The 14,558-nt window shown below is 73.6% G+C and carries 11 protein-coding genes; 6 read left to right on the forward strand and 5 right to left on the reverse strand.

The window, feature by feature from the left end:
• Nucleotides 1-26 precede the first annotated feature (26 nt).
• Nucleotides 27-1,946, forward strand: a complete 1,920-nt coding sequence (locus ACZ5FU_RS13560) for an MFS transporter (RefSeq protein WP_468646174.1) — start codon at nt 27-29, stop codon at nt 1,944-1,946.
• Nucleotides 1,947-2,366: 420 nt separating this feature from the next.
• Nucleotides 2,367-3,938, forward strand: a complete 1,572-nt coding sequence (locus tag ACZ5FU_RS13565) for a sodium:solute symporter family protein (protein WP_451778049.1) — start codon at nt 2,367-2,369, stop codon at nt 3,936-3,938.
• A 35-nt stretch (nt 3,939-3,973) separates the two neighbouring features.
• Here the strand turns inward: ACZ5FU_RS13565 and ACZ5FU_RS13570 are convergent, their stop codons facing one another.
• The 4 genes from ACZ5FU_RS13570 to ACZ5FU_RS13585 form a co-directional block, all read right to left on the reverse strand.
• Nucleotides 3,974-5,092, reverse strand: coding sequence for an ADP-ribosylglycohydrolase family protein (locus tag ACZ5FU_RS13570; protein WP_468646177.1), 1,119 nt, complete (start codon nt 5,090-5,092; stop codon nt 3,974-3,976).
• 182 nt (nt 5,093-5,274) lie between these two features.
• Nucleotides 5,275-5,850 carry a hypothetical protein gene (locus tag ACZ5FU_RS13575; protein WP_451526012.1) on the reverse strand — a complete coding sequence of 192 codons (576 nt, stop codon included), beginning with the start codon at nt 5,848-5,850 and terminating at the stop codon, nt 5,275-5,277.
• Nucleotides 5,851-5,994: 144 nt separating this feature from the next.
• The gene (locus ACZ5FU_RS13580) at nt 5,995-8,580 is read right to left on the reverse strand and encodes a bifunctional FO biosynthesis protein CofGH (protein ID WP_469045352.1); all 2,586 of its coding nucleotides are present in this window, start codon (nt 8,578-8,580) and stop codon (nt 5,995-5,997) included.
• Nucleotides 8,581-8,663: 83 nt separating this feature from the next.
• Entirely contained in the window at nt 8,664-9,539 is an 876-nt protein-coding gene (locus ACZ5FU_RS13585) for an LLM class F420-dependent oxidoreductase (RefSeq protein WP_451526014.1), read from the reverse strand.
• Between the two features lie 201 nt (nt 9,540-9,740).
• On the opposite strand from ACZ5FU_RS13585, the gene ACZ5FU_RS13590 reads away from it, so the two are divergent.
• Genes ACZ5FU_RS13590 through ACZ5FU_RS13600 form a run of 3 tightly spaced genes read left to right on the forward strand, consistent with a single transcriptional unit; the run spans nt 9,741 to nt 10,535 of the window.
• Nucleotides 9,741-9,953, forward strand: a complete 213-nt coding sequence (locus tag ACZ5FU_RS13590) for a hypothetical protein (protein ID WP_469045353.1) — start codon at nt 9,741-9,743, stop codon at nt 9,951-9,953.
• Between the two features lie 55 nt (nt 9,954-10,008).
• Nucleotides 10,009-10,239 carry a hypothetical protein gene (locus tag ACZ5FU_RS13595; protein WP_401476436.1) on the forward strand — a complete coding sequence of 77 codons (231 nt, stop codon included), beginning with the start codon at nt 10,009-10,011 and terminating at the stop codon, nt 10,237-10,239.
• Nucleotides 10,236-10,535 carry a type II toxin-antitoxin system PemK/MazF family toxin gene (locus ACZ5FU_RS13600; protein ID WP_469045354.1) on the forward strand — a complete coding sequence of 100 codons (300 nt, stop codon included), beginning with the start codon at nt 10,236-10,238 and terminating at the stop codon, nt 10,533-10,535. Before ACZ5FU_RS13595 ends, ACZ5FU_RS13600 begins: the two co-directional genes overlap by 4 nt.
• A gap of 214 nt (nt 10,536-10,749) precedes the next feature.
• On the opposite strand, the gene ACZ5FU_RS13605 is transcribed toward ACZ5FU_RS13600, so the two are convergent.
• Entirely contained in the window at nt 10,750-11,025 is a 276-nt protein-coding gene (locus tag ACZ5FU_RS13605) for a hypothetical protein (protein WP_469045355.1), read from the reverse strand.
• Between the two features lie 431 nt (nt 11,026-11,456).
• Here ACZ5FU_RS13605 and afsR point away from each other — a divergent pair, with 431 nt between their 5' ends.
• Nucleotides 11,457-14,432 carry an SARP-family global regulator AfsR gene (gene afsR, locus ACZ5FU_RS13610; RefSeq protein WP_469045356.1) on the forward strand — a complete coding sequence of 992 codons (2,976 nt, stop codon included), beginning with the start codon at nt 11,457-11,459 and terminating at the stop codon, nt 14,430-14,432.
• Nucleotides 14,433-14,558 lie beyond the last annotated feature (126 nt).

Genomic DNA, 14,558 nt, shown 5'->3' on the forward strand with positions numbered 1-14,558 from the left:
AGACGGGACACGGGGAGTGCCTTCAGGTGGCCACTGCGGAGCCGACACGTGCCGGCGGTACCGGTCAGGAGCCGGACGCCGGCCGGCCGGTGCGCCTGCCCGCGCCCCACTCAGGTGACCACGACCGCGGCGGCACGGCCGGTCAGGACCGCGGCCCGGCGTCCGGCTCCGCCCCGCGGACGGACGGGCGGGCGGCGGTCGCCGGGGACTCCCGCGTGAGAGCGGTCGCCGACCGGGCGCGCGGCCTGTTCCGCCGCCACCCGGTGCTCTCGGTGACGGTCCTGTCCGGGATACTGCACCTCGCCTGGTTCTTCGCGTTCGCGAACAGCGGTGGGGATCTCGCCGCTCAGGACGCGTGGGCCGAGTTCGTCGGCCGGCACCCCGACTCCGCGTACAACCTCGCCTGGTACGGCGGCATGCACCCGGTGTCGTACAGCGTGGTGTCGCCGTACCTGATGTCGGTGCTCGGTGTCCGGACGACGATGATGATCGCCGGGACGATCTCCGCCGCGCTGCTGACGCTGATCCTGCTGCGCTGCCGGCCGGTGCGGGACCCGGTGTGGCCGGCGCTGGCGGGGGTGTTCGCGCTGCTGTGCAACGCGGCGTCGGGCCGGGTGACGTTCGGGCTGGGCAACATGTTCGCGCTCGGCGCGGTCGCCGTCGTGTTCTGCTGGCCGTACCGCTGGCGCTACAAGCGGTGGGCGAAGGCGCTGTGCGCGGCGCCGCTCGCCGCGCTCGCCACGATGGGGTCGCCGGTGGCGGGCCTGTTCCTGGGGCTGGTCGCGGTCGCGCTGTTCCTGCAGAAGCGGCGGCCGGGCGCGTGGGCGCTCGGGCTGGCCCCGACCGCCGTCGTCGCGGTGTCCGCGTGGGCGTTCCCGTTCTCCGGCACGCAGCCGATGTCCTTCGGTTCGGCGTCGCTGCCCCTGGCGTTCTCGGTGATCGTCTTCGTGCTCGTCCCGCGCGACTGGAAGACCGTGCGGATCACGGCGGCGGTCTACGGCCTCGGGGTGCTCGGGGTGTGGGTGATCAGTTCGCAGATCGGGTCCAACATCACCCGGCTCGCGATGCTGTTCTCGGGCGTGGTGCTGATGGCCGCGCTGCCGTTCGCGGTGCCGCGCAGCCGCAAGTGGTACGCGATCGTGCTCTCCTCGCTGGTCTTCGTCGGCTGGATCGGCTTCAAGTCGGTCGACGACGTCTACCGGACGACCCCGGCGGCGTCCTGGGCGCGCGAGCTGGCACCGCTGGTCAACGAGTTGCAGGAGGTGGGCGCGGAGAAGGGCCGGGTGGAGGTCGTCCCGGCGCGCTCGCACCGCGAGGCGTCCGCGCTCGCCCCGTACTTCAACCTGGCCCGCGGCTGGAACCGGCAGGCCGACATGGAGCGCAACCCCCTCTTCTACGACGACACCCTGAACTCGGCGAACTACCGCGAGTGGCTCAAGCGGTGGGCGGTGCACTTCGTGGTCGTGCCCAGGGACGTGCCGGACGGGGACGGCGGCCAGCGGGAACGGGAGCTGGTGCAGCGGGGGCTGCCGTACCTGGAGCAGATCTGGGGCGACGCCAACTGGCAGCTGTTCCAGGTCAAGGCCCCCGGGTCGCTGGCCGAGCCGAACGCGGTCGTGCAGCGGGCGGCGCAGGGCGAGATGACGATCGACGTCCGCGAGGCGGGCCGGATCCTGATCCGGATCCCGTACTCGCCGTGGCTGAGCATCGTCGACGAGCGGGGCAGGAGCCTGGAGCCGCCGCGGGAGACGGAGGCGTCCGAGGACCGGGCCGAGGGCGAGCCGAAGGCGTACGACAACGCCAACGGCTGTCTCTTCGAGACGGAGGAGGACGCGGACGGCGACCGGTGGACGGTGCTGATCGCGCCGAAGGCGGGCACCTACCGGCTGGCGGCGCCGTACCAGCTGCCCCGGGGCACGCCGTGCCCGGACGAGCTGAAGAAGTAGCCGCCGTACGGGACGTGCGGGCGCGGGCGGCACGGTCCCGTTGGTGCCGGCCGGCGTCCCGGTCCGCGCCCGGCACCGCCGGGTGAACGGGCGGGTCCTCCCCGCCCGGAGCCGGTCCACGTCACCGCCCCCTCCCGGCGCCTCCCCTCCCCGGCGCGGCCGTTCCGGCGGACCGGTGTGCGGACGCGGAAGGGCGTACCGCCGCAGGTCGGTGGCGTCGATCACCTGAAGGACCGGGTGCGGGCGGGCGCCGGACGGTCGCTGCTGGTCAACGCCGGAGAACCGGCACAAGGTGTTCACATGGGTGAACCGAGACCACCATACCGAATGTTTTTGCCTCCCCTTGACCTTACGTCGCCTTGTCGTGTTCACGCACCAGCGCCCACGATGAGCGCCGGGCTGAACCCTGGGAGGACGCACATGAACGGTCTCGACTGGGCCGTGCTCATCGGCTATTTCGGCGTGATGGTCGCCATCGGTGTCTGGTCCCACAAACGGGTCGACAACGTCAGCGACTTCTTCACGGCCGGCGGCAAGATGCCGTGGTGGCTGTCGGGCATCTCGCACCACATGTCGGGCTACAGCGCGGTCATGTTCACCGGTTACGCCGGCATCGCCTACACCTACGGCGTCACCTCGTTCATCACCTGGTCCTTCCCGATCGCCCTGGGCATCGCGATCGGTTCCCGGCTGTTCGCGCCCCGCATCAACCGGTTGCGCTCACGGCTGCACGTGGCCTCCCCGCTGGAGTACCTGAAGAACCGCTACGACCTCAAGACGCAGCAGGCGCTGGCCTGGTCCGGGATGCTGCTGAAGATCGTGGACGTGGGCGCCAAGTGGGCCGCGATCGCCACCCTGCTGTCCGTGTTCACCGGGATCTCGCTGAACCAGGGCATCCTCATCACCGGCGCCATCACGGCCGTCTACTGCACGATCGGCGGCCTGTGGGCCGACGCCCTCACCGAGTTGGGGCAGTTCATCATCCAACTCCTCGCGGGCGTCGCCATGTTCGTCGCCGTGGTGCTGGAGCTGTCCGACCTCGGCATCGGCTTCCTCGGCGCGTGGGACGAGCCCGAGCTCCAGGGCCACGGGAAGCCGCTGGTGGGGCCGTACGGCACGGTGTTCCTGCTCGCGTTCCTGTTCATCAAGCTGTTCGAGTACAACGGCGGCATGCTCAACCAGGCCCAGCGCTACATGGCCACCGCCACCCCGAAGGAGGCCGAGCGCTCGGCGCGGCTGTCGGCGGTGCTGTGGCTGGTGTGGCCGCTGGTGCTGTTCTACCCGATGTGGATGTCCCCGCTGCTGGTCGAGTCGCAGAAGCCGGACGGCTCCGACTCCTACGGCCTGATGACCGAACAGCTGCTGCCGCACGGCTTGCTGGGCCTGGTCATCGTCGGGTTCTTCTCCCACACGATGGCGATGTGCTCCTCCGACGCCAACGCCATCGCCGCCGTCTTCACCCGTGACTGCGCGCCGGTGATCTCGGCACGGGCGCGGGCCTGGAACCAGCGGTCGGGGCTGATCGCGGCCCGGATCGCGACGGTCGTCTTCCTCGCCCTGTCCATGGCGGCGGCCACCCAGGTCAACTCGCCCGCGTTCAAGGACATCATCACCGTCGTCATCAAGTGGGTGGCCGGTCTGATGGGCCCGATGGCGATCCCGATGATGCTCGGTCTGCTGCGGCCGTTCCGCCGCTCCGGCCCGACCGCGGCGCTGGTGAGCTGGTCCATGGGCCTGCTGGCCTTCTGGCTGGTCAACTACCCGATCAACTGGAACGTCGACGGCGGCGTCCCGCTCCAGTACCAGGTGTCCGTGCCGCTCGCGGTCTCCCTGGTCCTCTACGTCCTCATCGGCTTCCTGAAGCCGGAGGACACCCCGGAACGGCTCGCGATCATCGACCGGATCAACACGGACGGGGGCGGCGGGGCGGCCGCCGCCGCGGCCGAGGTGCCCGCGCCGCGCGACGCGACGCCGGCGCCCGTGAAGGACTGAACGTCTGACCGCGCCGCCGGCGGACGGCGGCGCGGTCAGACGCCCCGCGGGTACCGGGCGAGCCAGCCCGGGGACGCGCCCGTCGGGGTGTGCAGGGCCGGCCCCTGGGTCATCTCCATCGCGAAGTCGTCCGCCAGCTCCAGGATCGTGGGACGGCCCTCCAGTTCGGCCAGCCAGGCCGGCGGGAGGGCCGTCTCGCCGTGCAGGGCCCCGAGCAGCCCGCCGGTCAGAGCGCCGGTCGCGGCCGACGGGCCGCCGTGGTTGACGGCGAGCCGCAGCCCGTGCCGTACGTCCTCGGCGACCAGGGCGCAGTGGACGGCGGCCGCGAGCACGGCCGGGGCCGTCCCCGGTGCGGCCGGTCCCTCCCCCCGCGCCGGGCCGGGCGCCCCCCGCGCCGCGGCGTCCAGCGCGTGCCGCAGCGCCTCCGACACCGGCTCGTGCCCCGGCCGGGCGGACAGCAGGGCGAGCGCCCGCCGCACCGCGCCGTCGAGACCGGCGCCGCGGGCCAGCGCGTGCACGGTGACCGCGTAGGCGCCCGCCGCGAGGTACCCGCACGGGTGGCCGTGGGTCTGCGCCGCGCACTCCACGGCCAGTTGCGCCACCAGGTGCGGCTCCCAGCCGACGAGCAGCCCGAAGGGCGCGGAGCGGACGGCGGCCTCGGGGCCGTCCTCGCCGGGATCCCTGGGTGCGTCCGGGGTGCCCATGGTGTCGTCGCCGAAGCCGAGCAGCAGGGAACGGGCGGGGTCGCGGCGGACGTACAGCCACTCCTGGTGGGCCAGCCAGCCGTCGTCCTTGCGGCGCAGGTCGGGCCCCCAGTCGCGCTGGGTGGCGGCCCATCTGCGGTAGGCCCGGTGCAGATCGGTCGGCGGGTGCCAGGCGCCGGTGTCACGGCGGACCTGGGCCCGGATCAGCCCGTCCACGCTGAACAGGGTCAGCTGGGTGAGATGGGTGACGGCGCCGCGCCGCCCGTAGGCGGGCACCAGGTCGACGAGCCCCTCGGGCCCGTGCGCCCGCCGTATCTCCTCCAGCCCGGTCCGGTCGACGGCCGCCCCGAGGGCGTCCCCCACCGCGGCGCCGAGCAGGGTGCCGCGCACCCGGCTGCGGAAGTCCTGCTGCTCGGTACGTCCCCAGACGGCACCGCCCGTCGCACCCACCCAGACCTCCCGGACACCGTCCGTACGTACGACGTCCGTCACTGTAATCGAACGGGGCCGGAGGATCGGGAGGAGCCGTGAACATGCCGGCCGCGTTCTTCGGGCGGGCCTCCACCGCGGCGGCCACGGCCCGCGCACCCGCGGTGCCCGCCGGCCGGCGCCGGGGCCCGGTCGCGCGGTGGTTACTCCACGACCCGGACGTTCGTCCCCGTCGCGCCGAACGCCCACAGGGCCGCCCCGTCCGCCTTCGGCATGCGGATGCCACCGGTCCGCGTCCCCGAGGCGGGGGGCGGGGAGGAGCCGTCGACCGCGTTGGAGAAGGCGATGTTGACGCCCGACCTCGCGGAGAAGTAGATGATGTGCTCGATCTGCACGCCGTCGGAGCCGGTGGTGGCGTCCTTGCGCAGGGAGACCGTGTAGCTGCCGGACGCCGGGTCCACGGTGCCCGGCCAGACCGTGAAGGTGCGGCGGGCCGCGTCGTCGGCGTCGACCAGCCAGACCCGGTCCTGGCCGAGGGAGTAGACGATACGGCGGCCCGTGCCCGAGGCGTCGGGGACGGGCGCGGCCGTGGGGGTCGGGGAGGGGGAGGCCGAGGGCTTGGCGTCCGCGGAGGCGGCGGCGGACGGCTTCGCCGTCGCCGCCGTCGGGTGCGGGCCCTGTTCGGCCTTCACCGTCAGGGCGCCGACCACGACGATCGCGCCGGCTGTCAGACCGGTGACCCAGGCCCACGAAGGAAGCCGGCGGGCAGGCACGGGCACGCATCTCCTCAGTCTCGGGCCCCCGACGCCGGGAGCCCGATCATCGTACTGCGAGGCCCCCGGTCCCCCGGCCCCCAGTCCGGCGGACGCCCCGGCTTCCCCAGGCTCACGGTCACCCGGCCCCGCCCGCCCGCCGGCCCGCCCTCAGTCCAGCACCGGCAGCAGTTCCGGCAGATGGCCGTCGGACGCCGCGGCGGCCCGCTGCCGCTCCTCGGGCACCTCGCCGTACAGGGTCGTGCGGGGCCTCGCCGGGCGTCCGGCCGCTTCGGCGACCGCGACCAGGTCCCGCACCGACTTGTAGGAGCCGTAGGAGGAGCCCGCCATGCGGGAGATCGTCTCCTCCATCAGGGTGCCGCCGAGGTCGTTCGCCCCGGAGCGGAGCATCTCGGCCGCGCCCTCGGCGCCCAGTTTCACCCAGCTGGTCTGGATGTTCGGGATGTGCGGGTGGAGCAGCAGGCGGGCCATCGCCGTGACCGCGCGGTTGTCGCGCACGGTCGGGCCGGGGCGGGCGATGCCGGCCAGGTACACCGGCGCGTTGGTGTGGATGAAGGGGAGCGTCACGAACTCCGTGAAGCCGCCGGTGCGTTGCTGGATCCCGGCCAGGGTGCGCAGGTGGCCGAGCCAGTGCCGGGGCTGGTCGACGTGGCCGTACATCATCGTCGACGAGGAGCGGATGCCCAGTTCGTGGGCCGTGGTGACGACCTCGATCCAGGTCGCCGCCGGCAGCTTGCCCTTGGTGAGGACCCAGCGGACCTCGTCGTCGAGGATCTCGGCGGCCGTGCCGGGGATGGTGTCCAGGCCGGCCTCCTTGGCGGCCGTCAGCCACTCGCGGATCGACAGGCCGGTGCGGGTCGCCCCGTTGACGACCTCCATCGGCGAGAAGGCGTGCACGTGCATCCCCGGCACCCGCTCCTTCACCGCCCTCGCGATGTCGAAGTACGCCGTGCCGGGCAGGTCGGGGTGGATGCCCCCCTGCATGCAGACCTCCACCGCGCCGACGTCCCAGGCCTGCCGGGCGCGGTCGGCCACCTGGTCCAGGGAGAGCGTGTAGGCGTCGGCGTCGGTGCGGCGCTGCGCGAAGGCGCAGAAGCGGCAGCCGGTGTAGCAGACGTTGGTGAAGTTGATGTTCCGCGTGACGATGTAGGTGACGTCGTCGCCGACCGCCGACCTGCGGACGTCGTCGGCGACGCGGCACAGGGCGTCGAGCGCGGGCCCGTCGGCGTGCAGCAGGGCCAGCGCCTCGTCGTCCGTCAGCCTCGTCGGGTCGTCGGCCGCCGTCGCCAGCGCCTGCCGTACGTCGGTGTCGATGCGCTCCGGTGCCATGCCGGGCGCGGCGGCCTCCCGCAGGGCGCCCCAGTCGCCGTACACCTCGTCGAAGTCGTCGCGGCGGTCGGAGGTGCGGCCGTCGGTGTCGATGGTGCGGTGCAGGTCGGTGCGGCCGGTGGCCTCGAAGGTGTCCTCCGGTTCCTGCCACGGCCGGCCCTCGACGACGGCGTCCGGCGCGGCCAGGCCCGTGTCGGGGTCGGCGAGCGCGCGCACGTGCGGCAGCAGGCGCGGGTCCAGCCACGGCTCGCCCCGCCGCACGAACTCCGGGTAGACGCAGAGCCGTTCGCGCATCTCGAAGCCGGCCGCCGCCGACCGCGCGGCGAGTTCGTCGATCTGCGGCCAGGGGCGTTCGGGGTTGACGTGGTCGATGGTGAGCGGGGACACCCCGCCCCAGTCGTCGATGCCCGCGCCGATCAGCCGCTCGTACTCGCCGGCCACCAGGTTGGGCGGGGCCTGGAGGCAGGCGCTCGGGCCCATGAGGTGGCGGGCGACGGCCACCGTCGCCACCAGTTCGTCGAGTTCGGCGTCGGGCATGCCGCGCATCGCCGTGTCCGGCTTGGCGCGGAAGTTCTGGATGATCAGTTCCTGAATGCCGTGGTAGGCGCGGGAGACCTTGCGGAGCGCGAACAGCGACTCGGCGCGCTCCTCGTACGTCTCCCCGATGCCGATCAGGATCCCCGAGGTGAACGGGACGGAGGAGCGGCCGGCGTCCTCCAGGACGCGCAGGCGCACGGCCGGTTCCTTGTCCGGGGAGCCGAAGTGCGGGCCGCCGGGCTCGGACCACAGCCGGGTCGCGGTCGTCTCCAGCATCATGCCCATCGACGGGGCGACCGGCTTGAGCCGCTGGAAGTCCGTCCAGGTCACGACGCCCGGGTTGAGGTGCGGCAGCAGGCCGGTCTCCTCCAGGATGCGGACGGAGATCGCGCGGACGTAGGCGACGGTGTCGTCGTAGCCGTGCGCGTCGAGCCACTCGCGCGCCTCGGGCCAGCGGTCCTCGGGCTTGTCGCCGAGGGTGATGAGCGCTTCCTTGCAGCCGAGGGCCGCGCCCTTGCGGGCGATGTCGAGCACCTCGTCCGGGGACATGAACATCCCGTGCCCGGCGCGCCGCAGCTTGCCGGGCACGGTGACGAACGTGCAGTAGTGGCACTTGTCCCGGCACAGCCGGGTCAGCGGGACGAAGACGCTCTTGGAGTACGTGATGACGCCGGGCCGCCCGGCCGCCTCCAGGCCCGCGTCCCGCACCCGGGCGGCGGACGCGGCCAGGTCGACGAGGTGCTCGCCCCGGGCCTGGAGCAGGACCGCCGCCTCGGCGACGTCGAGGGCGACGCCGTCCCGGGCACGTTTGAGGGCGCGACGCAACGAGTTCTCGGTGGGGCCGGTTCCGGAGATCGCGGAGGTCGTCATCCACTGAGCATACGTTCGGGCTGATCAGGACCGGCGGGGGCGCCGGGATCGCCTTTCGGCCGCGATCGCCTTCCGGCCGCGCGTCACGCCGTGCCGCCGGCGGTCGGGGAGCCGGTCAGGTGGGGGGCGCACGCGTCGAGGGCCTTCAGGACGTCCGCCTCCCCGGCCGGCGGGAGCTGCACCACGACCTCCTCGATGCCCAGTTCGGCGTAGTGCGCGAGCTTGCCGGGCGAGGGGTGGACGGCGTACGGCACGACCTGGAGACCCGCCGGGTCGCGGCCCGCGTCCGCCCAGGCCGCGCGCAGCACGGGCAGCGACTCGGACAGGCCGCGCCCGCCGATCGGCAGCCAGCCGTCGGCGTACTCGCAGATGTGCGCGAACAGCTTCGGACCGGCGGCGCCGCCGACGAGGGTGCGGGGCCCGGTGACCGGACCGCGCGGCTCCTGCACGGGCTTGGGGTACGCGTGGCTGGCCCGCACGCCGCCGAACTCCCCCTCGTAGGCGGTGGGTTCTCCGCTCCACAGCGCCCGCATCAGCGCCATCCGGTCGCGGACCAGTTCACGGCGGGTGCGCCACTCGACGCCGTGGTCGGCGGCCTCCTCCACGTTCCAGCCGAAGCCGAGCCCGAGGGTGAAGCGGCCGCCGGAGAGGTGGTCCAGCGTCGCGATCCGCTTGGCGAGGTCGATCGGGTCGTGCTGGGCGACGAGGGTGATCCCGGTGCCGAGCCCCAGGCGCTCCGTCACGGCCGCCGCCTGGCCGAGGGCGACGAAGGGGTCGAGCGTACGGCCGTACTCGGGGGGCAGGTCGCCGCCCGCGGGGTACGGGGTGGTGCGCTCCACGGGGATGTGCGTGTGCTCGGGGAGGTACAGCCCGGCGAAGCCCCGCTGCTCCAGCTCACGGGCGAGGCGGGTGGGGCTGATCGTCTCGTCGGTGAGGAAGACGGTGACGGCGATGCGCATGGGCGGCCTTTCGTGGCGGGCGGCTCCCCGGCGCGGGTGCCGTCGCCGTCATCTGTACCGGGAGACCGGGCCGGTGTCCATACCGACCGGTCGGCATATTCGGGTTCCACCGGTGCGGCGGGCGCGGTGGACCGGGCGCCGTACGCCGGGCATCGCCGGGTTCCGGACGGCCCCCGCAACCGGCCGGATGCCGTCGGCGTCATGACGTTCATGGCACGGGGCGGAAGCACCATGGGCGAGGAACCGGGCTTGGCGGAGCTCCTGCCGGCCTTCGCCCTCGCGGCGGCCGTCCCCGTCGTCGTCGGAGGGACGCTGATCGTCTCCCTCGTGGGACTGACCGTGTGGGCGACGGCACCGCTGCGACGACGCAGGCGCGCGCGCTCCGCCGGCGGCCGGAGCCGACCTCTTCCTTGACGTTCGCGTTTCCCGTCCCGGCGTTCCTCGACATGAAGGTCAGTATGATGACGGCATGACGATCAACATGACGATGAGTCTGCCCGACGAGGTGGCGGCCTTCGTGAAGGCCAAGGGCAACGCCTCCGCCTATACGGCTCGCATACTGCGTCGGGAGATGCTCGCCGAGGAGATGGCGAAGTCCGCGCGGGTGCGCGCCGAGGCCGGCATCACGACGACGGTCGCGGAGCCCTCCGAGAGCGAAGAGGCCACGCTGGAGCGGTGGGGACGGGTGGCCGGCCGGTGAAGCGAGGGCATGTCTACGAACTGCGCTTCGCCGGGGGCCCCGCGCATGTTCTGGTGATCTCGTCCGACGCCCTCAACGATCAGCACAAGTCGGCCACCTGCGTGCTGATCTATCCGCAGCGGGTCCGCGAGGCCACACTCGTGGACATCCCCGTGGGTTCGCCTTCGGCGGGCACCATCGTGCTCGGCGAGTTCCGGACCCTGTCCGCCACCCGCTTCACCGAAGACCTGGGACCGGTGGACGAGCGGATCATGGAGGCCGTCGAGAACGGGCTTCGAGCCGTACTCGACCTGTAGACGACCGTGATCACCTCGGCCACGTCGCGGGCCGGGGGCGTCGGGTACGTGCACTCGTACTCGACGGACGGTGGCCGCCGTCCGGGGATCTCCCGGCCGACCGCCGGGTCCCGGCCGATGGCCGCGAGTGCTTCCCGGACCACCTCCCGCTCCCCCTCCGTCAGGTCACCGAACGCCTTCCCCGCAGGCTCGGCCTCCTCCCACGGGACTCCGCTCACGTACGGCCGCCTTCGGCCCGCGCATCCTCCAGGGCGGCCATGACCTCGGGCGAGTTCCGGATCAGGATCCGGTGCCGGTAGGCCCGGACCACTGCCGCGGCGCCTGCGAAGTCGTTGGTGGGAGCGGCTCCTGTGGCTGCCGCCAGTTCCTCCTCGAAGCGTTCCCGGTCGCCCGGAAACCCGTAGCGGCTGAGCGCGCCGCGCAGGTCGTCCACCGTACGGATCTCCGGGAGGGGCATCGCTCCCCAGCCGTGTTCGGGCTGTGCGCTCATGATCTGCTCCTGGTGGGCGGGCCTGGCTCCGGCTTCCAGTATGGCCGCGCCGGACCCGTGCGGACGGCTCGTCCTCACCACACCGCCCCACCCACGCAGTCCGCCCACAGCAGCTTGCCGTCGTTCGGCGCGCCCAGGTGTCCGAGTGCGGACACTCCGACCTTGTCCGCGCACGCGGGAGGGACCTGCTGACCGTGCGGGTGGATCTGGACGGCTGATCGGGGAGGTCGCAGTGGAGCCGGGTTGACGGGCCGTCAACAGTGGTGCCGGAGGCCTCCGGTGGCCGTCTGTGGGCGAAAGTGTGCGCAGATCGTGTGCCGGGTGTGTGGACTCCCCCGCGCCGCCCTGTGATCGGCGTCTCCCACGGCTGACGGTCCGGGCACGCACAGGGCAAACTGACATAGTTGGTCATCATGCCTAGGGGGAGCCCGATGGACGACCGTGTACCGCGCGTGCCGGAGCAGAAGCGTCACGACTCCCATCGGGAGCCGGCGGCGTTGCGCTTCGACGTGCTCGGCCCGGTGCGCGCCCGGCGCGGCGAGGAGCCGCTGGCCACCGGTTCACCCCAGCAACGCGCCCTGCTCGCCGCCCTCCTGCTGCGCGAGGGCCGTACCGCCACCGCCGCCGAGCTGATCGACGCGCTGTGGGGCGAGGAGCCGCCGTCGCAGGCGCTGGCGGCGGTGCGGACGTACGCCTCCCGGCTGCGGAAGGTCCTCGACCCGGACGTCCTGGTCAGCGAGTCGGGCGGCTACGCGGTGCGCGGGCTCGGCGAGGGCGCGCTGGACCTGACGACGGCTCAGGAATGGGCCGCCGAGGCGGAGAAGGCGAGGGCGTCCGGTGCCCTCGGCCGGGCGCGGGACCTGCTGAACCGCGCGCTCGGCCTGTGGGACGGGGAGACGCTGGCCGGCGTGCCGGGACCGTACGCGGAGGCGCAGCGCGTGCGGCTGGAGGAGTGGCGGCTCGGCCTCCTCGAGTCCCGCCTCGACCTGGACCTGGAGCAGGGCTGCCACGCGGAGGCCGTCTCCGAGCTGACCGCGCTGACGGCGGCGTACCCGCTGCGCGAGCGGCTGCGGGAGCTGCTGATGCTGGCGCTGTACCGCGGCGGCCGGCAGGCGGAGGCCCTCGCCGTGTACGCCGACACCCGGCGCCTGCTGGCGGAGGAGCTCGGTGTCGACCCGAGACCGGGCCTGCGCGACCTCCAGCGCCGCATCCTGCAGGCCGACCCGGACCTGGCGGAGCCCTCGGCGCCGCAGGCCGAGCCGTCCGCCGCACCGGTGCGGCCCGCCCAGCTCCCGGCGACGGTTCCCGACTTCACGGGCCGCTCCGCCTTCGTGACCGAGCTGAGCGAGGTGCTCGCCGGGGCGTCCGGCGAGGGCGACGGCGGAGGCGGCGGCCGGGTGATGGCCGTGTCGGCGCTGGCGGGCATCGGCGGCGTCGGCAAGACGACCCTCGCCGTGCACGTGGCCCACCGGGCCCGCCCCGCCTTCCCCGACGGGCAGCTCTACGTCGACCTCCAGGGCGCCGGCGCGCGGGCCGCCGAGCCCGTCACGGTCCTGGGCGCCTTCCTGCGCGCCCTCGGCACCCCCGACTCGGCGATCCCGGACTCCCTGGAGGAGCGGGCGGCGCTGTACCGCTCGGTGCTGGACGGCCGGCGCGTGCTGGTCCTGCTGGACAACGCCCGGGACGCGGCCCAGGTGCGTCCGCTGCTGCCGGGCACGGAGGGCTGCGCGGCCCTCGTCACCTCCCGGGTGCGGATGGTGGGCCTGGCCGGGGCGCACCTCGTCGACCTGGACGTGATGTCGCCCGACGAGGCGCTCGCGCTCTTCACGAAGATCGTCGGCGGGGAGCGGGTCGCGTCGGAGCGCGAGGCCGCGCTGGACGTGGTCGCCGCCTGCGGCTTCCTGCCCCTGGCGATCCGCATCGCCGCGTCCCGGCTGGCGGCCCGGCGCACCTGGACGGTGTCCGTCCTCGCCGCCAAGCTGGCCGACGAACGCCGCCGCCTCGACGAGCTCCAGGCCGGCGACCTCGCGGTCAAGGCCACCTTCGAACTCGGCTACGGCCAGCTGGAACCGGCCCAGGCCCGCGCGTTCCGGCTGCTCGGTCTGGCCGACGGCCCCGACCTGTCCCTCGCGGCGGCGGCGGCCGTGCTCGACCTGCCGCCGGAGGAGACCGAGGACCTGCTGGAGTCGCTGGTCGACACCTCCCTCCTGGAGTCGGCCGCGCCGGGCCGCTACCGCTTCCACGACCTGGTCCGCCTCTACGCGCGTGCCTGCGCGGAGCGGGACGAGTGGCCGCCGAGCGAGCGGGGGGCGGCGCTGTCGCGGTTGCTGGACTTCTACCTGGCCACGGCGGCGGGGGTGTACGCGATCGAGCGGCCGGGGGACCGGCTGGTGGACGACCTGGAGCCGACGGAGTACACGGGGCTGACCTTCGCCGAGGGCCCGGCGGCCCTGGACTGGCTCTACTCCGAGGCGGGCCCTCTCCTGGCCTGCGTACGGCAGGCGGCGGGGACGGAGCGGCTGCGGCGGGCCGTGGACCTGCTCTGGGCGGCCCGGGACCTGGTGGAGTCGGGCGCCAACTCCCGGCAGTACGAGACGACGGCCGTGGCCATGTGCGAGGCGGCGCAGGGGGCCGGGGACATGCGGGCGGAGGGCCGGGCGCGCAACACCCTCACCAGTGTCCTGCTGGTCTCCGGCCGCATCCAGCAGGCCGCGGAGGAGGCGCGGTCGGCCATGGAGTGCGCGATCGCCGCCGGGGACGCCACCGCCGCCAGCTGGGCCGCGCAGGACCGGGGGCTCATCGCCCTGCACCAGCGCCGGTACGAGGACGGCAAGGTCTTCTTCGACCAGGCCATCGCGGGGTTCCGGGCGGCCGGCAACGGACTGTGCGAGGCGACCGCCCTGGGCAACCTCTCGCGGGCGTACATGGGGATGGGCGACATCACCAGGGCCGTCGAGTTCGCCCAGCACGGCCTCGCCGTCCACATCGAGGTGGGCAGCACGATGCGGCTGGCGAACGGGTACTACGCCCTGGGGGTGGCGCTGACCAAGGCCGACCGGCACGCCGAGGCCCTCAGCCAGTTCTCGGAGGCCCTGACCATCTTCGTGGACCACCGGCAGCGGCTCTGGGAGGGCACCACCCACTTCAGGATCGCCGAGGCGCACATCGCCGCGCGTCGCCCCGCGCGGGCGGCACAGCACGCCGAACAGGCCCTCGCCACGGGGTGCATCGGCGGCGACCGGACCCGGGGCAGCGTGCTGACGCTCCTCGGGCACGCGCTCTCCGCGCTGGGCCAGGCGGACCGGTCGAAGGCCTGCTGGCGTGAGGCGCTCAACCTCTACGAACAGAACGGCGCGGGCGAGGCCGAGGACGTCCGCGCCCTGCTCTCCCCCGCCACCGCGGCGTAGGGGAGGGCCAGGAACCCCCGGCGGCTCCAGGGGCGTTCAGCATTCGTTTATCGGCGTCCGGCACTCTTCTACGTGTCACACCGTCGCGTCGGGGGGCAGGCGGTCTGACCGGAAGCCGAACGGTTA

The organism is Streptomyces sp. NPDC031554 (assembly GCF_055580685.1).

Bases quoted from the DNA above. Each gene is read 5' to 3' on its own strand.
- ACZ5FU_RS13565 (WP_451778049.1), top strand. From the start codon at position 2,367: ATGAACGGTCTCGACTGGGCCGTGCTCATCGGCTATTTCGGCGTGATG.
- ACZ5FU_RS13580 (WP_469045352.1), bottom strand. From the start codon at position 8,580: ATGACGACCTCCGCGATCTCCGGAACCGGCCCCACCGAGAACTCGTTG.
- ACZ5FU_RS13585 (WP_451526014.1), bottom strand. From the start codon at position 9,539: ATGCGCATCGCCGTCACCGTCTTCCTCACCGACGAGACGATCAGCCCC.
- ACZ5FU_RS13590 (WP_469045353.1), top strand. From the start codon at position 9,741: ATGACGTTCATGGCACGGGGCGGAAGCACCATGGGCGAGGAACCGGGC.
- ACZ5FU_RS13595 (WP_401476436.1), top strand. From the start codon at position 10,009: ATGACGATCAACATGACGATGAGTCTGCCCGACGAGGTGGCGGCCTTC.
- ACZ5FU_RS13605 (WP_469045355.1), bottom strand. From the start codon at position 11,025: ATGAGCGCACAGCCCGAACACGGCTGGGGAGCGATGCCCCTCCCGGAG.
- afsR (WP_469045356.1), top strand. From the start codon at position 11,457: ATGGACGACCGTGTACCGCGCGTGCCGGAGCAGAAGCGTCACGACTCC.